General features: G+C 73.4%; 16 protein-coding genes (1 of these 16 running past the window's edge). 11 read left to right on the top strand and 5 right to left on the bottom strand.

The features are described 5' to 3' along the window. Positions 1–127: 127 nt before the first annotated feature. Entirely contained in the window at positions 128–1,531 is a 1,404-nt protein-coding gene (gene radA, locus OG462_RS20120) for a DNA repair protein RadA (RefSeq protein ID WP_406059418.1), read from the bottom strand. A 161-nt stretch (positions 1,532–1,692) separates the two neighbouring features. Between radA and OG462_RS20115 the strand changes: the two genes are divergently transcribed. After that, the gene (locus tag OG462_RS20115) at positions 1,693–3,483 is read left to right on the top strand and encodes a BACON domain-containing protein (RefSeq protein WP_406059416.1); all 1,791 of its coding nucleotides are present in this window, start codon (positions 1,693–1,695) and stop codon (positions 3,481–3,483) included. A gap of 114 nt (positions 3,484–3,597) precedes the next feature. On the opposite strand, the gene OG462_RS20110 is transcribed toward OG462_RS20115, so the two are convergent. After that, on the bottom strand, positions 3,598–4,425 hold the full coding sequence (locus OG462_RS20110; RefSeq protein WP_406059414.1) for a hypothetical protein: 828 nt from the start codon (positions 4,423–4,425) through the stop codon (positions 3,598–3,600). A 41-nt stretch (positions 4,426–4,466) separates the two neighbouring features. On the opposite strand from OG462_RS20110, the gene OG462_RS20105 reads away from it, so the two are divergent. The 4 genes from OG462_RS20105 (at position 4,467) to ilvD (ending at position 9,064) form a co-directional block, all read left to right on the top strand. After that, a complete protein-coding gene (locus tag OG462_RS20105) occupies positions 4,467–5,399 on the top strand; it encodes a Ppx/GppA family phosphatase (protein ID WP_406059412.1) in 933 nt (310 codons plus the stop codon). A 230-nt stretch (positions 5,400–5,629) separates the two neighbouring features. Beyond that, entirely contained in the window at positions 5,630–6,466 is an 837-nt protein-coding gene (locus tag OG462_RS20100; protein WP_406059410.1) for a sugar phosphate isomerase/epimerase family protein, read from the top strand. After that, complete coding sequence (locus OG462_RS20095) at positions 6,463–7,074, top strand: TetR family transcriptional regulator (protein ID WP_406059408.1); 612 nt, start codon at positions 6,463–6,465, stop codon at positions 7,072–7,074. The genes OG462_RS20100 and OG462_RS20095 overlap by 4 nt, the downstream gene beginning before the upstream one ends. A 136-nt stretch (positions 7,075–7,210) precedes the next feature. Next, the gene (gene ilvD, locus OG462_RS20090; RefSeq protein ID WP_406059406.1) at positions 7,211–9,064 is read left to right on the top strand and encodes a dihydroxy-acid dehydratase; all 1,854 of its coding nucleotides are present in this window, start codon (positions 7,211–7,213) and stop codon (positions 9,062–9,064) included. A gap of 105 nt (positions 9,065–9,169) precedes the next feature. On the opposite strand, the gene OG462_RS20085 is transcribed toward ilvD, so the two are convergent. Further along, the gene (locus tag OG462_RS20085; RefSeq protein WP_406059404.1) at positions 9,170–11,353 is read right to left on the bottom strand and encodes a protein kinase domain-containing protein; all 2,184 of its coding nucleotides are present in this window, start codon (positions 11,351–11,353) and stop codon (positions 9,170–9,172) included. A gap of 157 nt (positions 11,354–11,510) precedes the next feature. On the opposite strand from OG462_RS20085, the gene OG462_RS20080 reads away from it, so the two are divergent. The 5 genes from OG462_RS20080 to proC all read left to right on the top strand — a co-directional run bounded on the left by OG462_RS20080 (position 11,511) and on the right by proC (position 15,283). After that, positions 11,511–11,834 carry an SH3 domain-containing protein gene (locus tag OG462_RS20080; protein WP_406059402.1) on the top strand — a complete coding sequence of 108 codons (324 nt, stop codon included), beginning with the start codon at positions 11,511–11,513 and terminating at the stop codon, positions 11,832–11,834. A 35-nt stretch (positions 11,835–11,869) separates the two neighbouring features. After that, positions 11,870–12,409 carry a hypothetical protein gene (locus OG462_RS20075; RefSeq protein ID WP_406059400.1) on the top strand — a complete coding sequence of 180 codons (540 nt, stop codon included), beginning with the start codon at positions 11,870–11,872 and terminating at the stop codon, positions 12,407–12,409. Between the two features lie 387 nt (positions 12,410–12,796). Further along, positions 12,797–13,654 (top strand): ABC transporter ATP-binding protein, encoded by an 858-nt coding sequence (locus tag OG462_RS20070; protein ID WP_406059398.1) that lies wholly within the window; start codon positions 12,797–12,799, stop codon positions 13,652–13,654. Further along, positions 13,651–14,388, top strand: coding sequence for an ABC transporter permease (locus OG462_RS20065; protein ID WP_406059396.1), 738 nt, complete (start codon positions 13,651–13,653; stop codon positions 14,386–14,388). The genes OG462_RS20070 and OG462_RS20065 overlap by 4 nt, the downstream gene beginning before the upstream one ends. Positions 14,389–14,473: 85 nt before the next feature. Further along, positions 14,474–15,283, top strand: coding sequence for a pyrroline-5-carboxylate reductase (gene proC / locus OG462_RS20060; protein ID WP_384108226.1), 810 nt, complete (start codon positions 14,474–14,476; stop codon positions 15,281–15,283). An 8-nt stretch (positions 15,284–15,291) separates the two neighbouring features. Here proC and OG462_RS20055 read toward each other — a convergent pair whose 3' ends face one another. Then, positions 15,292–15,888 (bottom strand): cysteine hydrolase family protein, encoded by a 597-nt coding sequence (locus OG462_RS20055; RefSeq protein ID WP_406059394.1) that lies wholly within the window; start codon positions 15,886–15,888, stop codon positions 15,292–15,294. A gap of 84 nt (positions 15,889–15,972) precedes the next feature. Here OG462_RS20055 and OG462_RS20050 point away from each other — a divergent pair, with 84 nt between their 5' ends. Further along, positions 15,973–16,983 (top strand): GlxA family transcriptional regulator, encoded by a 1,011-nt coding sequence (locus tag OG462_RS20050; protein WP_406059392.1) that lies wholly within the window; start codon positions 15,973–15,975, stop codon positions 16,981–16,983. On the opposite strand, the gene trpS is transcribed toward OG462_RS20050, so the two are convergent. Then, positions 16,953–17,650: the 3' portion of a tryptophan--tRNA ligase gene (gene trpS, locus OG462_RS20045; RefSeq protein ID WP_406059390.1), read on the bottom strand. Its footprint extends 301 nt past the window's final position; the window shows 698 of its 999 coding nt (coding positions 302–999); its start codon lies beyond the right edge, outside the window — the gene reads right to left on this strand; it ends in the stop codon at positions 16,953–16,955. The genes OG462_RS20050 and trpS overlap by 31 nt on opposite strands.

The raw sequence follows: 17,650 nt of genomic DNA, 5'->3' as shown, positions 1-17,650 counted from the left end.
CGGGGCGCACTGGGTGTGCGGACGCTGCGGACGCTAGCCGCGAAGCGGGTCGAGCCATCTCCGCCGGGGCAGTCGAGCCGCCTCCGCCGGGCGGGGCGAGCTCCCCCGCCGATTCAGCCCCCCCCCGCTACTTCTCCGCCCCCTCCGGAGCCTTCGCGCGCCGGCTGCGCGGCAGCACCCGCAGCGCGTCGCCCATGTCCGCGACCTCCGTCACCTTCATGCCGGCCGGCACCTTGCCCGGGTCCGAGGGGACCAGCGCGTGCGTGAAGCCCAGCCGGTGCGCCTCGGCCAGCCGGCGCTGGACGCCGGTCACCCGGCGGACCTCGCCCGCGAGGCCGACCTCGCCGATCGCCACCAGGTTCTTCGGCAGCGGGGTGTCGCTCGCGGCGGAGGCGAGGGCGAGCGCGATCGCCAGGTCGGCTGCGGGCTCGGTGAGCCGCACGCCGCCCACGGTCGCGCTGTAGATGTCCCGCTTGCCCAGCGCGCTGATCCGCCCTCGCTGCTCCAGGACCGCCAGCATCATCGAGACACGGGAGGTCTCCAGACCGGAGACGGTCCGGCGCGGGGAGGGGATCTGGGAGTCCACCGTCAGCGACTGGACCTCGGCGACGAGCGGGCGGCGGCCCTCCAGGGTGACGGTCAGACAGGTGCCCGGCACGGCCACGTCACGCCGGGTCAGGAAGAGCCCGGAGGGGTCGGCCAGACCCGTGATGCCCTCGTCGTGCAGCTCGAAGCAGCCGACCTCGTCGGTCGCCCCGTACCGGTTCTTCACCCCCCGGACCAGCCGGAGGCGCGCGTGCCGGTCGCCCTCGAAGCTCAGGACGACGTCGACCAGGTGCTCCAGGAGCCGGGGGCCCGCGATGGCCCCGTCCTTGGTGACGTGGCCGACGAGGAGCGTGGACATGCCGCGCTCCTTGGAGGCCCGGATGAGCGCGCCGGCGACCTCGCGGACCTGGGCCATGCCGCCGGGCGCGCCGTCGATCTCGGGAGAGGCGACGGTCTGCACCGAGTCCATGATCAGCAGCGAGGGCTTCACGGCGTCGAGGTGCCCGAGGACGGCCGACAGGTCGGTCTCGGCCGCCAGGTACAGATGGTCGCTGAGCGCGTTGATCCGGTCGGCGCGCAGCCGGACCTGGCTCGCGGACTCCTCACCCGTGACGTACAGCGTGCGGTGCTCGTCGCTGGCCGCCTTGGCCGCCACGTCGAGCAGGAGCGTGGACTTGCCGACGCCCGGCTCGCCCGCGAGCAGGACGACGGCGCCGGGCACCAGGCCCCCGCCGAGGACCCTGTCCAGCTCGTCGACGCCGGTGGAGCGGGCGGTCGCCTGCCGGCCGTCGACCTGCCCGATGGGGACGGCGGCGGTGGAGACCCGGCCCGCCGCGGTCGTACGGACGGCGGGCGCGCCGTACTCCTCGACGGTCCCCCAGGCCTGGCACTCGGGGCAGCGGCCGAGCCACTTGGCCGTCTGCCAGCCGCACTCGGTGCAGCGGTAGGACGGCCGGTCCTTGGTCGATTTCGTACGGGCAGCCATGTCGCCCACCGTAGCGGCCCCCACCGACAGCGGGCGCCGAGTCGCCCCGGGCCTCCGGAATGCTGGATTCCTGTCCCCTTTCGAGCGATACCTTCACCCGTAAGAATGAGAAGAACGCGACCGGTACGAAAAGCGCCCCCTGCGCTGCCTACGGTCGACCGGTGACGAGCAGCAGGCTGGAATCCCCCGCACGCACCACCGGCGCACACCGGGCGCACCGCGCCACGGACCAGGGGCCGCGGACGCTCGGCCGACGGCCCCCCGCCCGTTACGAGGCCGCCCTCGACGGCCTCTTCACGTACTGCCTCTCCGTGCTCTGCGACCACGACACGGCCACCGCCGTCCTCGGCGACGTCCTCGCCGTCGCCGAGCGGCACCACGGCCGCTGCCCCTCGGACGAGGACGGCCGTGCGGCCTGGCTGTACGCCCTCGCCCGCTGGGCCTGTCTGCGCAGCCTCGGCGAGCAGCGCCGCCGGCGCCAGGGCGCCCACACGGGGCGTCCCGCCGTCACCGCCCCCGAGCCGCCCCGGGTCCCCGAGGAGACCGCCGAGCGGCGCCGCGCCGAACTCGCCCGGCTCGCCTGGCCCGAGGCCGCCGGCACCACACCCGAGCAGCGCGAGGCCCTGGAGCTGGCCGTACGGCACGGCCTCAGCCACCGTCAGGTCGCCGCCGTGCTCTCCCTCGATCCGCTCGCCGCCCGCGAGCTCCTCGCCACCGCCGGCTGCGAGGTCGAGCGCACCCGCGCCGCCCTCGCCGTCGTCGAGACCGGCAGCTGCCCCACCGTCGCCCGGCTCACCGGCGACCACCAGGTGCTGCTCTCGGCCACCCTCCGCGCCGAGCTCGTCCGGCACGTCGACGACTGCCCCCGCTGCCGAAGGGCCGCCGAGCGCGTCGGCGCCACCGGCCCGTGGCCCGGCGCCGGATCCCTGCCGCAGGCCCGGCTGCCGCTCGTCGAGGCGCCCAGGGCGGCCGCGTACATGGCGATGCTGCACGTGCCCCGCGCGCGTGCCGGCGCCCCGCGCTTCTCGCCGACCGGTTTCCCGATGGACCCGAAGGACCACGTGGCCCGCCGCGACCGGCTGCGGGCCCGCGCGGTGACGACCACCGTCGTCGCCGCCGTGGTCGCCGCGCCCGTCCTCGCCCTGTGGACCTCCTACCGGGGCACTCCGGTCGCCGACACGAGCGCCCGCGACGGGTCCAGGATCAGCGCGCGCGAGGCGGACGAACCGACGGGCTCCGACGGACGCCCGTACGACCGGTACGAGAACGCGGGCAACGCCCACACCACCCCCGAGCCCCGCTTCACCCGGGGCAGCCGCGCCCCCGACGTGTCCGTCGAGGTGCTCAGCCCCGGCGGTCCCACCGCCCCCACCGCACCGGGCGAGCCCGCCGCCGGCTGGATCACGGTCGCCGCGCGCGGCCACGGCGATCTGACCCTGCTCACGCTCACCGCCTCCGGCGGCTCCCCCGTCGACTGGTCGCTGTGGACGGACGCGCCCTGGCTGTACGTGAGCCGGGCCTCCGGCACGCTCCGCCCGGGCGAGAAGGTCACCGTCACCGTCCGCGTCGACCACGGCCGCGAACCGCGGGGCGCGTGGAGCGCCCGGATCGGGGTGAACCCCTCGGGCGCGGTGATCAGGATCGCCGGGCGGGGACAGACCACGCCGCCGCCCGTCGTCGATCCGGTGACACCCCCGCCGACGACGACCGAGCCCACGACTCCGCCGACGAGCCCGCCCACGACGGAGCCGACCACGCCGCCGCCGACGACGGAGGAACCCCCCCCGACGACCGAGCCGACCGACCCGCCGACGAGCCCGCCGACCACGGAGCCGACCACACCTCCCCCGACCACGGAGGAGCCGCCTCCGACCACGACGGACCCGGGCACGGCGGAGCCGACCACGCCGCCGCCGACGACGGAGGAACCGCCCCCGCCGTCGTCCTCCTGAGGACGAGCCCCGCGCCAGGGCCTGTCCGGCGGTTCGGGGTCGGACAGGCTCTAGGTCGTGTCCGGAAAGTCCCGCCTGGCCCGCGGGCAGACGGCGCTACTTTCCGGGCACCCCCTAGACCTTCGGGTCCGCCGGGTGCGGGGCCACCAGCGGCAGCTGCGAGGAGAGCCGCGCCCGGCACAGTCCGGCCAGGACGTCGTAGGCCTCCGTGCCCATCATCTCGGTGAGCTCGGGCCGGTACGTCACGTAGACCGGCTCCCCGGCCCCGTGCGCCGACGTGGCCGACGTGCACCACCAGTGCAGGTCGTGACCGCCCGGACCCCAGCCCCGGCGGTCGTACTCACCGATCGACACCTGGAGGACCTTCGTGTCGTCCGGCCGCTCGATCCAGTCGTACGTGCGCCGCACCGGCAGCTGCCAGCAGACGTCCGGCTTGGTCTCCAGCGGCTCCTTGCCCTCCTTCAGGGCCAGGATGTGCAGCGAGCAGCCCGCGCCGCCCGCGAACCCGGGACGGTTCTGGAAGATGCAGGAACCCTCCCAGCGGCGGGTCTGCCGGTCGCCGTCCTCGTCGAGCTGGGTCCAGCCCGAGTCCGTACCGACGTCGTGGAACTGCCACAGCTCCGGCGTGAGGCGTGCCACGTGCGACGCGACCCGCTTCTCGTCCTCCTCGTCGGAGAAGTGCGCGCCCAGCGTGCAGCAGCCGTCGTCGGCCCGGCCCGCCTGGATGCCCTGGCAACCGCTGCCGAAGACGCACGTCCAGCGCGAGGTCAGCCAGGTCAGGTCGCAGCGGAAGACCTGCTCCTCGTCGGCCGGGTCGGGAAACTCGACCCACGCGCGCGCGAAGTCGAGGCCCTTCTCGTCCGGCTCCACGCTCTTGCCCCGCTTCTTGGCGCTCTTGACTGCACTGTCTTTGCCCGGCTTCGCCTTTTTCGTCTTTGGCACAAGTCCAAGCGTATGCGGGCGGGCGCAGTAGCGTTCCGTCCATGAGACTCGGAGTCCTCGACGTCGGTTCGAACACAGTGCACTTCCTGGTGGTGGACGCCCACCCCGGTGCCCGGCCGCTGCCCGCCCACTCCCACAAGGCGGAGCTCCGGCTCGCCGAGCTTCTCGACGAACGGGGCGCGATCGCGCCCTTCGGCGTCGAGCGGCTGATCGCGACCGTCCGGGACGCGCTGCTCGCCGCCGAGGACAAGGGCTGCGAGGAGGTGCTCCCCTTCGCGACCTCCGCGGTCCGCGAGGCCAGCAACGCGGACGCCGTCCTCGCGCGCGTGAAGGACGAGACCGGGGTCGACCTCCAGGTCCTCACCGGCGAGGAGGAGGCCCGGCTCACCTTCCTCGCCGCCCGCCGCTGGTTCGGCTGGTCCGCGGGCAAGCTGCTCCTCCTCGACATCGGGGGCGGCTCCCTCGAAGTCGCGTACGGCATCGACGAGGACCCCGACACGGCGGTCTCCCTGCCGCTCGGCGCGGGCCGGCTGACCGCCGGCTGGCTGCCGGGCGACCCGGCCGACTCCGCCGACGTGAAGGCGCTGCGCCGCCACGTACGCGCGCAGATCGCCCGTACGGTCGGCGAGTTCAGCCGCTTCGGCCGCCCCGACCACGTCGTGGCCACGTCCAAGACCTTCAAGCAGCTGGCGAGGATCGCAGGCGCCCCCGGCTCGGGAGAGGGCCTCTACGTCGAGCGGATCCTGTCCCGCAAGTCCCTGGAGGAGTGGGTCCCGCGGCTCGCCGGCATGACCACTCCCGAGCGCGCGGCACTGCCGGGCGTCTCGGAGGGCCGCGCCGGACAGCTCCTCGCGGGCGCGCTGGTCGCGGAGGGCGCGATGGACCTGCTGGGCGTGGAGGAACTGGAGATCTGCCCCTGGGCCCTGCGCGAGGGCGTCATCCTGCGCCGCCTGGACCACCTGCCGGAGGAGTAGGGGACCCGTACACGGGGAGAGGGCCGGGGCCACGCGCGCGTGGAAGCGGTCCGGGCCACGCGCGCGTGGAGCGGTCCGGGCCCGCGCGCGTGCCCCGACGCGCGCCAGGAGCGGTTCGGGTCCGTGAGCGCGTGACGGCGGCCCGGCCCCGACGCGCGGCCGGGGTCCCACCCGTCCGGCGTGACCGGAACCACCCCCCGGCCCCCCGGCGGGCCCCGTACCCTGTCTCCGTGGCAGAACCAGTGGTGCGCATCCCGGATGCGAAGGTCGCCCTGTCGACGGCCTCGGTCTATCCGGAGTCGACGGCGACGGCCTTCGAGATCGCCGCGCGCCTCGGTTACGACGGTGTCGAGGTCATGGTGTGGACCGACCCGGTCAGCCAGGACGTCGAGGCACTGCGCCGGCTCTCCGACTACCACCAGGTCCCGATCCTGGCCGTGCACGCCCCCTGCCTCCTCATCACCCAGCGCGTCTGGTCCACCGACCCGTGGGTCAAGCTCCAGCGCGCCCAGGCGGCGGCCGAGCGGCTCGGCGCGTCGACGGTCGTCGTGCACCCGCCGTTCCGCTGGCAGCGCCAGTACGCCAAGGACTTCGTCACCGGCATCTGGCGGATGGCGGACGAGACCGACGTCCGGTTCGCCGTCGAGAACATGTACCCGTGGCGGTACAAGGACCGCGAGATGCTCGCGTACGCCCCCGAGTGGGACGTCACCAAGGACGACTACCGGCACTTCACCGTCGACCTCTCGCACACCGCCACCGCCCGCACCGATGCCCTCGCGATGATCGACCGCATGGGCGACCGGCTCGGCCACGTCCACCTCGCCGACGGCAAGGGGTCCGCCAAGGACGAGCACCTGGTCCCGGGCCGCGGCACGCAGCCCTGCGCCGAGCTTCTGGAGCGCCTCGCGCTCACCGGCTTCGACGGCCATGTCGTCATCGAGGTCAACACCCGCCGCGCGATGTCAGCCGCCGAACGCGAGGCCGACCTCGCGGAGGCCCTGGCGTTCACCCGGCTCCACCTCGCCTCCGCGGCCCCCCGCCCGTCCCGGGTGCCGCGGCCGTGACCGAACCGGCCCCACGCAGGCGCGGCCGCCCGTCCCGTACCGAGGAGGAGAGCGGGCCGGGCGCGCGGGAACGCATCCTGGAGGCGGCCCGCGCCCAGTTCGCTGAGCGGGGCTACGACAAGACCTCGGTACGCGGCATCGCCAAGGCGGCCGGCGTCGACGCGGCCCTCGTCCACCACTACTTCGGTACGAAGGACGAGGTCTTCGCGGCGGCGATCGAGGTCTCCTTCGAGCCCGCGACCGTCGTCCCGGCGATCGTCGGCGGCCCGCGCGAGACCATCGGGGAACGGCTCGCCCGTTTCTTCATCGGCGTCTGGGAGAACCCGGTCAGCCGCGCCCCGCTCCTCGCGATCGTCCGCTCCGCGCTGACCCACGAGGCGGCGGCCAAGGTGCTCAGGACCTTCGTGCTGCGGCGGCTCCTGGAGCGGATCGCGGACGAGCTCGACGTACCGGACCCGAAGTTCCGCGCGGAGCTGGCCGCCTCGCACATGATCGGGATCGCGATCCTGCGGTACGTGATCCAGGTCGAGCCGATGGCCTCGGTGGACCCGGAGGAGATCGTGGCCATGGTGGCCCCGACCCTCCAGCGGTACCTGACCGAGGCCTGAGCCCGCCCGCCCCCGGATCGCCCCGAGCCTGCCCGAAAGCTGAACAGCCGGTCCGGCATGCGGACGCGCTGTCCAGATCTTGGTCCGTCGGCGTACGCTCGACAACAAGCACCCCCGTCACGAGGAGCGAGCGACGATGCCCGAGCTGAGGTCCCGCACAGTCACCCACGGCCGCAACATGGCGGGCGCACGCGCCCTTATGCGCGCCTCCGGTGTACCCGGCGCGGACATCGGCCGGAAGCCGATCATCGCGGTCGCCAACTCCTTCACGGAGTTCGTCCCGGGCCACACCCACCTGCAGCCGGTCGGCCGGATCGTCTCCGAGGCCATCACGGCCGCCGGGGCCATCCCGCGCGAGTTCAACACGATCGCCGTCGACGACGGCATCGCGATGGGCCACGGCGGCATGCTGTACTCGCTGCCCTCCCGCGACCTGATCGCGGACAGTGTGGAGTACATGGTCGAGGCGCACTGCGCCGACGCCCTGATCTGCATCTCCAACTGCGACAAGATCACTCCCGGCATGCTGATGGCCGCCCTGCGCCTCAACATCCCGACGGTCTTCGTCTCGGGCGGTCCGATGGAGTCCGGCCGCGCGACCCTGGTCGACGGCACGGTCCGCACGCTCGACCTGGTCGACGCGATGTCCGACGCCGTGAACCCGCAGATCTCGGACGAGGACATGCTCCGGATCGAGGAGAACGCCTGCCCGACCTGCGGGTCCTGTTCCGGCATGTTCACCGCCAACTCGATGAACTGCCTGACCGAGGCCATCGGCCTCTCCCTCCCCGGCAACGGCTCGGTCCTCGCCACCCACACCGCCCGCAAGGCGCTGTACGAGAACGCCGCCCGCACGGTCGTCGACATCACCCGGCGCTACTACGACGAGGACGACGACTCCGTCCTGCCGCGCTCGATCGCGACCCGCGCGGCCTTCGAGAACGCCATGGCCCTCGACATCGCCATGGGCGGCTCGACCAACACGATCCTGCACCTGCTCGCCGCCGCCCAGGAGGCCGAGCTCGACTACGGCCTGCCCGACATGGACGAGGTCTCGCGCCGCGTGCCCTGCCTGGCCAAGGTCGCCCCGAACGTCGCCAAGGACCGCACGTACTACATGGAGGACGTGCACCGGGCCGGCGGCATCCCGGCCATCCTCGGCGAGCTCTACCGTGCCGGTCTCCTCAACGAGGACGTCCACTCCGTCCACTCCCGCTCCATCAAGGAGTGGCTGGACGCCTGGGACGTGCGCGGCGGCTCCCCGACCGACGAGGCCGTCGAGATGTGGCACGCGGCCCCCGGCTGTGTCCGCTCGGCGACCGCCTTCTCGCAGTCCGAGCGCTGGGAGGCGCTCGACGTGGACGCGGCAGGCGGCTGCATCCGCGACGCGGCCCACGCGTACTCGAAGGACGGCGGCCTCGCCGTTCTGCACGGCAACCTCGCCGCCGACGGCTGCGTCGTGAAGACGGCCGGCGTCGACGAGTCGATCTGGACCTTCGAAGGCCCGGCCGTGGTCTGCGAGTCGCAGGACGAGGCCGTCGAGAAGATCCTGAACAAGCAGGTCACGCACGGCGACGTCGTGGTCATCCGCTACGAGGGCCCGCGCGGCGGCCCCGGCATGCAGGAGATGCTCTACCCGACCTCCTTCCTCAAGGGCCGGGGCCTGGGCAAGACCTGCGCGCTGGTCACCGACGGACGCTTCTCGGGCGGTACGTCCGGCCTGTCCATCGGCCACGCGTCGCCGGAGGCGGCCTCGGGCGGCACGATCGCCCTCGTCGAGGACGGTGACCGGATCCGCATCGACATCCCGAACCGCTCGATCGAACTCCTCGTCGACGAGGACACCCTGGCCGCCCGCCGGGAGGCGCTGAACGGCGTGTACGAGCCGAAGAACCGGCAGCGCAAGGTGTCGGCAGCCCTGCGCGCGTACGCGGCGATGGCGACGAGCGCCGACAAGGGCGCGGTCCGGGACGTGTCGAAGCTGGGCTGACACCGGCGCACACAGTGCTCGAAGAGGAGGGGGAGCAGGCATCGAGCCTGCTCCCCCTCCTCCGTGTGTACGGGCCGGGTCCACGCGCCCGCGTGGACCCGGATCTCACCAGGACGCCGGGTCGCGCGCGTCCACGGCGAAGACCGATCCGTCCGGGGCCGTCCCGAACACCCGGTCCCCGGCGACCAGTGGCGCCGGCACCAGCGGCGCGTACTCGAGCCGGCCGTTGAGCAGCCGCGGCCGGGTCTGGCCGATCAGCGCCCCGCGTACCGTGTCGACGGCGAGCAGCCGCCCGTCCTGGACGGAGAAGTAGAGCCGGTCGCCGGGACCCACGACCGGCGTGGACACGTTCCCCGCACCCGTCTCCAGCTCCCACAGCACCCGCCCCTTGGGCGCCGCGGTGTCGAAGGCGGTGAGGTGCCCGTTGGCGTCGAGGATGTGGACGACCGTGCCGCGCACGGCGGCGCCCCGGATGTCGATCCGGTGGGGCAGGGGCAGCCGGCGGGCGGCGCCGCTGTCCGGGTCGAGCAGGACCAGGTGGTCGAAGAGCGAGTCCTGGTAGCGGGAGGCGAGGAGCAGCGAGCCGTCGCCGGTGCGGCCCAGCGGGTCGAGGTCGCCCTTCATGTTCCGCTGCCAGGCCTGCTCGCCGGTCCGGGGGTGGATCTCGCCCACGCGCGTGTGCGTCCCGTCGGCCGAGGTCTCCGAGACGGTGAGGAGACCGGAGGGTGCGTCGTACGGCCCCGGGCGCGGCACCTCGAAACCGGCCAGGCCGTGCCGCCAGAGTTCCTTCCCGCCGCGGCTGTCGACGGCCCGGACCCCACCCCGCCCGTCGGACAGGACGACGGCCGAGCCGGCCGGCGCGTACAGCTCGGGGAGCTTCGCGCCGGTGGTCCAGCCGGGGGAGCCGTCGGTTCCCGCGTACGCCCGCAACGGGTCCGCCGGGGCGGCCGCGCCGACCAGCCCGTCCGCGAGGACGAAGGGCGCGACGGGGGACTCCGCCTTGACGGGCGCGGTGTGCGACCAGACGACCGACCCGGTCACGGGGTCGAGCCGGGCGAGACCGACGCCCCGGGCCGCGCAGTACAGCGCGCCCCCGCCGTGGGTGCACGCGGGCGCGGCGGTGGGGCCGTGCATCTGGAGCGTGGTGTGCCAGCCGGCGAAGGCGGTGGCCACTTCGTCCGGGCGGGCGGGGGACTCGGACCCGCCGCGCGCAGGCGGGCTCATGGCCGCGTACAGACCGGCCCCGGTGAGTGCGAGCGCGGCGGCGACGGCGATCGTCAGGCGCGGCCGGAGCCGCACCCGGCCCAGGCGCGGGCCCCGGCGGGGCGGGGCCGGCGGAGTGGCCCGTACCGGCGTGTCCGCGTCCCACGCGGGCGCGGGGCCGGGCTTGCCGTAGGAACGTTCTTCGCCGTTCGGCAGGGCGGGCCGGCGCCGCTGCGCCGGTATGAACGCCTCCGCCGCGTACGAGGGAGGCAGCAGCGCGGACATGATCTGGGCCGGCGTCGGCCGCTCGGTCGGTTCCTTGGCGAGGCAGCGCGCGACGAGCGGCGCCAGCTCGGCCGGCACACCCGTCAGATCGGGCTCGTCGTGGACGACCTGGTACGCCACGATGTACGGGCTGTCGGAGTCGAACGGGCCGTGCCCGGTCGCCGCGTGGACGAGGACCGAGCCGAGCGCGAAGACGTCCGCGGCGGGCCCGACCTCGCGCGGCCGCTGGAACTGCTCGGGCGCCATGAACGGCGGCGAGCCGATGAGCTTGCCGGTCTCCGTGTGCAGATCGCTGTCGACGGGCCGGGAGATGCCGAAGTCGATGACCTTGGGGCCGGTGTCGGTGAGCAGGACGTTGCTGGGCTTGAGGTCACGGTGGACGACACCGGCGCGGTGGATGTCGCGCAGCGCCTCGGCGAGCCCGGCGGTGAGCCGGCGCAGTTCGGCCGGTGCCAGCGGGCCGTTCCGTCTGACCTGGTCGGCGAGCGTGGGCCCGGGGACGTAGAGGGTGGCCATCCAGGGGCGTACGGCATCGGGGTCGGCGTCGACGACCGGCGCGGTGAAGGCCCCGCTGACCCGGCGGGCGGCCGCGACCTCCTGGCGGAAACGTGCCCTGAACTCGGGGTCTTCCGCGTACCGTGCGTGCACGACCTTGACGGCGAGCCGCAGGCCCGAGGCGGAGGCGGCGAGGTGCACGACGCCCATGCCGCCGGCGCCCAGACATGCCTGGAGACGGTAGTCGCCCGCGTACTCGGGCCCCTCCGCTTCCCGGTCGGCACCGGTATTGCGCAACGGCGGCATCGCCCACCCCCGTGTGGTTGCCCGTCACCTCGCGCGCACGTGCGCGACCCGACGGAGCCTAGTCCATGGCCCCCGCGATGTCGGTGGGGCTTGCTAGCCTGCGCGTCGCGGAGAGTGAAACTGGGCGGAGCGCTTTTGCGCCAAGGGGGAGGACACCATGGGTACGGACGAGAACAGGACAACGGCGACGGGGACCGAGGCGACGACGGCCGCGCTGACGACGGCCGCCACCGCGACCCGCTACGCGGTCGCGCCGGGCCACCGCGTCAACGTGCGCTCGGGCCCGAGCACCCAGTACCCGATCGTCCGGGCGCTGCCGCTCGGTGCCACGGTCGCGATCGCCTGCCAGAAGAACGGCGAGTGGATCAGCGGCCCGTACGGCACCACCAGGATCTGGGACAACATAGCGCCGGGCGAGTACATCTCCGACGCGTACGTGCGCACGGGCAGCGACGGCTTCGTCGCACCGCGCTGCGCCTGAGGCCCTCCTCCGTCGCCCCGGGGATAATCGACCTCGTGAGCGACGACGAGCAGACCCCCAGCACGACCGGCGGCAGTACCGGCGGGACTCCCACCGGTACGCCTGCCGGGCCTCAGCCCGAGGAGATTCGTTTCTTCGGTACGACGTGGGTCGACCACAGCGGCAACTACACGCTGCGCCGCATCGGCCTGGCCGTCGGCTCGCTCGCCGCCGCCGTCGCGGCCTGCTTCGTGCTGCGCTTCGCGTACGAGGGCCTGGAGATCGCGGACGTCGGCGGCATCGTCAACATGCTGGTCGTCCTCATGTTCGCGGTCTGCAGCGCCATCGCCTTCCGTAAGACCTGGGAGGGCTTCGTCCGCAGGCCGGCGGACCCGGCCCGCGAGGAGTCCCTGCGCAGCCTGAAGGCGATCGGCTTCATCGGCTCACTCCTCGCCTACTGCGCCCGCTGCTTCGTGGAGGCCCCCGGCGAGAAGCTCCGCCGCGCCGAGTACGACACGGCCCGCGCCCAGTACGAGAAGCGACGCGGCACCCGTACGGGCAACCCATCCGCCCGCAAGAAGCCCAAGCGCAAGTAAGCGGCGAACAACCCGCCCCCGCGAGGTCCCCTCTCGCGGGGGCGCTGTCATCCCCCCGTGCATGAAGACGACACCGCAGCACCGCCCCGGCCGCCCCACCCACCGCGTTCTCGTCCTCGGCTCGGTCTCCCACCCCAAGATCTGCGTCCCGGCGCCGCGGGCGCCGCCGCCGCCACCCCGGACGCCGGCGGCGAGCTGCGGATCGCCTGCGTCACGGCGCGCCCCACGGGCATCCACACGGCCCGGTCGATCGCCCGGGAGCTGCGCGCCGAGGAGCCCGTCCGCGGAGCGACCTGGTTCATCCGCCGATCGGAGCCCACCGCCACTGAGCGCCCCGGGCCCGCACGATGCTTGACGGCCGATACCGCCGGGAGGACTATTCATCACATGATGAATTACCCGACGGGTGAGGCCGCCGTCCCGGCCACAGCCAGGTCCGACACCGACAGCGCCACCGGCGAGACGGCCACGGCCCACGCGGCCGCCGCAGCGGTCGCCGCGCACGGACTCACCACCGTCCGCGGCGACCGCACCGTCCTGCGCGGCCTCGACTTCACGGTCCAGGCCGGCCGCATCACCGGCCTCCTCGGCCCCTCGGGCTGCGGCAAATCCACCCTGATGCGGGCGATCGTGGGCACCCAGGCCAAGGTCGCGGGCACCCTCCAGGTCCTCGGCCACCCCGCCGGCGACCCCACCCTCCGCTCCCGCATCGGGTACGTCACCCAGGCCCCCTCCGTCTACGACGACCTCACCGTCCGCCAGAACCTCGACTACTTCGCCGCCGTTCTGCTCCTCGGCCGCGCCCACCGTCAGGAACGCCGCGCCACCGTCGACCGGGCCATCGACGACGTCGACCTCGCCTCGCACGCCGACTCGCTCGCCGGCCGGCTCTCCGGCGGACAGCGCAGCCGGGTCTCCCTCGCCGTCGCCCTCCTCGGCACCCCGGAACTCCTCGTCCTCGACGAACCCACCGTCGGCCTCGACCCCGTCCTCCGCCGCGACCTGTGGAACCTCTTCCACCAGATCGCCGCCGACCGCGGCACGACCCTCCTCGTCTCCTCGCACGTGATGGACGAGGCCGAACGCTGCCACCGGCTCCTCCTCATGCGCGAGGGCGAGATCCTCGCCGACGACACCCCCGAGGCCCTCCGCCGCCGCAACGACACCGCCACCGTCGAAGAGGCCTTCCTCCGCCTGGTCGACGCCGCCGCCGCCCGAGCCGCCCACGAGGAGCCCCGGTCATGAGCCCCGCACGCACCCTCGCCACCGCCGCCCGCGTCCTGCGTCAGCTGCGCCACGACCCGCGCTCGATCGCCCTGATGCTCCTCGTGCCCTGCGTCATGCTCTTCCTGCTGAGGTACGTCTTCGACGGAAGCCCGGGCACCTTCGACAACATCGGCGCCTCGCTCCTCGGCATCTTCCCGCTCATCACGATGTTCCTGGTGACCTCCATCGCGACCCTCCGCGAACGCACCTCCGGCACCCTGGAACGCCTCCTCGCCATGCCCCTCGGCAAGGCCGACCTCATCGCCGGCTACGCCCTCGCCTTCGGACTCCTCGCCGTCGTCCAGTCCGCCCTGGCCACCGGCCTCGCCGTCTGGTTCCTGGGCCTCGACGTCATCGGCTCCCCCTGGCTCCTCCTCCTGGTCGCCCTCCTCGACGCTCTCCTCGGCACCGCCCTCGGCCTCTTCGTCTCCGCCTTCGCCGCCTCCGAGTTCCAGGCCGTCCAGTTCATGCCGGCCGTGATCTTCCCCCAGCTGCTGCTCTGCGGACTCTTCACCCCGCGCGAACGGATGGCCCCCGCACTCGAAGCGATCTCCGACGTCCTGCCCATGTCGTACGCCGTAGACGGCATGAACCAGGTCCTCCGCCACCCCGAGATCACCGGCGACTTCGTCCGCGACGCCCTCGTCGTCGCGGGCTGCGCGCTCCTCGTCCTCGGCCTCGGCGCGGCCACCCTCCGCCGCCGCACCGCGTGACCGCCCCTCGGACACCCGCACACCACCCGGCCCGCCGGTGCGAGGATGACGACACGTACCCCCCTCCGGCGAGGTGAACAGAGCCATGACCCAGACCGTCGCAGTCCTCGGCACCGGCAAGATCGGTGAAGCGCTCCTCAGTGGCATGATCCGCGCCGGCTGGCGCCCCGCGAACCTCCTGGTCACCGCCCGCCGCGCCGAACGCGCCGAGGAGCTCCGCACCCGCTACGGCGTCGAGACCGTCACCAACGCCGAGGCCGCCAAGCGCGCCGACACCCTCATCCTGGCCGTCAAGCCCCAGGACATGGGCCGGCTCCTCGACGAGCTGGCCCCGCACGTCGCCGCCGACCGCCTGGTCATCAGTGCCGCCGCCGGTATCCCCACCTCCTTCATCGAGGAACGCCTCGCCACCGGCACCCCCGTCGTCCGCGTCATGCCCAACACCCCCGTCCTGGTCGACGAAGGCATGTCCGTCATCTCGGCCGGCAGCCACGCCACCCCCGAGCACCTCGCCCACACCGAGGAGATCTTCGGCGGCGTCGGCAAGACCCTCCGCGTCCCCGAGTCCCAGCAGGACGCCGCCACCGCCCTCTCCGGCTCCGGCCCGGCGTACTTCTACTTCCTCGTCGAGGCCATGACCGACGCCGGCATCCTCCTCGGCCTGCCCCGCGCCCAGGCCCACGACCTCATCGTCCAGGCCGCCATCGGCGCCGCCGTGATGCTCCGCGACAGCGGCGAACACCCGGTCAAGCTCCGCGAGGCCGTCACCTCCCCGGCCGGCACCACCATCAGCGCCATCCGCGAGCTGGAGAACCACGGCGTCCGCGCCGCCCTCATCGCCGCCCTCGAAGCCGCCCGCGACCGCAGCCGCGAACTCGCCTCCGGCAACAGCTGACCCAGGGGTCACCGGACCCCGACGGCCGCCCCCTTCACGACCTCCTCCGTCGTCACGACCTTCGCGAACCGGCCCCCGTGCAGGGACACGGCCGTCGCCTCCGTCAGCTCATCCGCGCTCCGGGACCAGCCGAACGGCCCCTCCAGATCGAACGTGTGCATCGCGTCCAGCGGGAACACCACCTCATACCCGAGGTTCCCGCCCATCCGGGCCGTCGTCTCGTTGCACATGTTCGTCTGGATCCCGACGATCACGATCTGCGCGATCTCCTGCCCGGACAGCCACCCGTCCAGCGACGGCTCTCCGTAGAAGGCCGAGTTCACCGTCTTCGTCACCAGCAGCTCAGGACCGCTGCCCTTCCCGCGCCGCTGCTCGACGAAGTCCTTGAACTCGTTCCCCTCGTACCCCACCCGCAGCGGCGAACGGGAGCCCTCCGGCGAGTCGTGCCGCACGAAGACGACCGGCCGCCCCGTCTCCTGCCACAGGTCGATCAGAGCCGCGATGTTCTCCTCGGCGGCCGGGTTGTTCCGCTCTCCCCAGAACCCATCCACGAAGCCCTTCTGTACGTCGATGACAACCAGCGCTGCGTTCTCGGTGATCTCCATGCCCACGATCCTGCCGCCGGCCGCGCCCCTCTCCCAGAGGGTCGAATGACAGCGATCGATGGTTTACTGCCAGCCATGCCGCCCATGCCGCAGACACCCGCGCCCCGCCCCCAGCGCATCGCCCTCCTCGCCTTCCCGGGCATCCGCGCCTTCGACGTCTCCGTCATCACCGAGGTCTGGGGCAGCGACCGCACCCTCCGCGGCGTCCCACCCTTCGAACTCCGCAGGGCAGCCGCCGACCCGGACACCCCCGTCCCCCTGCGCGGCGGTCTCACCCTCACCCCCGACCGCCCGCTCACCTGGCTCGACGACCTCACCCCCGCCGATCTGGTCCTCGTCCCCGGCATCGAGGACCCCGACGCCGCAATCCCGGCCCAGGTACTCGACGCCCTCCGCCGCGCCCACACCGCGGGCACCCCGGTCGCCTCGCTCTGCGCCGGCGCCTTCGTACTCGCCCGCGCCGGACTCCTCGACGGCCGGCGCGCCGTCACCCACTGGCACCTGGCCAGGACCCTGGCCGCCCGCCACCCCGCGATCCAGGTCGAACCCGACGCCCTCTTCGTCGAGGACACCGGCGTCTGGACCTCCGCAGGCACCGCCGCCGGTATCGACCTCTGCCTCCACCTCGTCCGCACCGCCCACGGAGCCGAGGCAGCCGCCGCCATCGCCCGAGCGATGGTCACCGCACCCTTCCGCACCGGCACCCAGGCCCAGTTCATCGAACACCCCACCCCCCGTGCCGACCGCGACGCCGACGCCCTGGCCGACGTCCGCACCCACGCCCTCGCCCACCTCGACGAGCCCCACACCGTCGCGACCCTGGCCGCCCGTGCCGGCATGTCCCCCCGCTCCTTCGCCCGCCACTTCCAGGCCACCACCGGAACCACCCCCCTGCACTGGCTCATCACCCAGCGCGTCGCCGCCGCCCAGAAACTCCTCGAACTCACCGACCACCCCCTCCCCGAGGTGGCCCGCCGCGCGGGCTTCGGCAGCGAGGTCACGATGCGCCAGCACTTCGCCTCGCACCTCGCCACCAGCCCACGCGACTACCGCAACGCGTTCCGTCACCCGGCGGGCAACAGCCCGACCGCCTGATAGGCCCGGTCCACCAAGGGCCGCGCCGTCTCCCGGGCCCGCCGGGCCCCGTCCCGTAGCACCTGATCCACATAGCCGGGATCCGCCGCGAGCTCGGCATGCCGCTCCCGCAGGGGCCTCAGCAGCTCGACGACCGCGTCCGCCGTGTCCTTCTTCAACGATCCGTACGATTCATATACACCGGCCAGCGCCTCGGGGTTCCCACCCGTCGCGGCCGCCATCAGATCGAGCAGATTCGCGACCCCCGGCCTGGCGTCCCGGTCGTACTCCACGTCCCGCCCGCTGTCGGTCACGGCCCGCATGATCTTCCGCCGCACGGTCTCCGCGTCGTCGAGCAGATAGACGATCCCGGCCCCGTTCGCGTGCGACTTCCCCATCTTCGAGGTGGGGTCCTGAAGGTCCATGACCCGCGCCGCCACGTCCGGCCGCGTAGCCCGCGGCACGGTGAACGTGTGGCCGTACCGCTGGTTGAACCGCAAGGCCAGATCCCGGGTGAGCTCCACGTGCTGCGTCTGGTCCGCACCCACCGGCACCTCGTCGGTCCCGTACGCCAGGATGTCCGCCGCCATCAGCACGGGATACGTCAGCAGTGACAGCCGCACGCTCTGCCCCGCCGCCCGCGCCTGGACGCTCTTCTCCTTGTACTGGATCATCCGCCGCAGCTCGC

The organism is Streptomyces sp. NBC_01077 (assembly GCF_045162855.1).
In the GTDB taxonomy this organism is placed as follows: Bacteria; Actinomycetota; Actinomycetes; order Streptomycetales; family Streptomycetaceae; genus Streptomyces.
The sequence above is the reverse complement of the archived record's forward strand: the minus strand, read 5'-3'. Positions and strand labels throughout refer to the sequence as shown.

Excerpts from the sequence above, each read along its gene's own strand:
- radA (WP_406059418.1), bottom strand. The coding sequence starts at position 1,531 with ATGGCTGCCCGTACGAAATCGACCAAGGACCGGCCGTCCTACCGCTGC.
- OG462_RS20105 (WP_406059412.1), top strand. The coding sequence starts at position 4,467 with ATGAGACTCGGAGTCCTCGACGTCGGTTCGAACACAGTGCACTTCCTG.
- ilvD (WP_406059406.1), top strand. The coding sequence starts at position 7,211 with ATGCCCGAGCTGAGGTCCCGCACAGTCACCCACGGCCGCAACATGGCG.
- OG462_RS20085 (WP_406059404.1), bottom strand. The coding sequence starts at position 11,353 with ATGCCGCCGTTGCGCAATACCGGTGCCGACCGGGAAGCGGAGGGGCCC.
- OG462_RS20080 (WP_406059402.1), top strand. The coding sequence starts at position 11,511 with ATGGGTACGGACGAGAACAGGACAACGGCGACGGGGACCGAGGCGACG.
- OG462_RS20070 (WP_406059398.1), top strand. The coding sequence starts at position 12,797 with ATGATGAATTACCCGACGGGTGAGGCCGCCGTCCCGGCCACAGCCAGG.
- OG462_RS20065 (WP_406059396.1), top strand. The coding sequence starts at position 13,651 with ATGAGCCCCGCACGCACCCTCGCCACCGCCGCCCGCGTCCTGCGTCAG.
- proC (WP_384108226.1), top strand. The coding sequence starts at position 14,474 with ATGACCCAGACCGTCGCAGTCCTCGGCACCGGCAAGATCGGTGAAGCG.
- OG462_RS20055 (WP_406059394.1), bottom strand. The coding sequence starts at position 15,888 with ATGGAGATCACCGAGAACGCAGCGCTGGTTGTCATCGACGTACAGAAG.
- OG462_RS20050 (WP_406059392.1), top strand. The coding sequence starts at position 15,973 with ATGCCGCAGACACCCGCGCCCCGCCCCCAGCGCATCGCCCTCCTCGCC.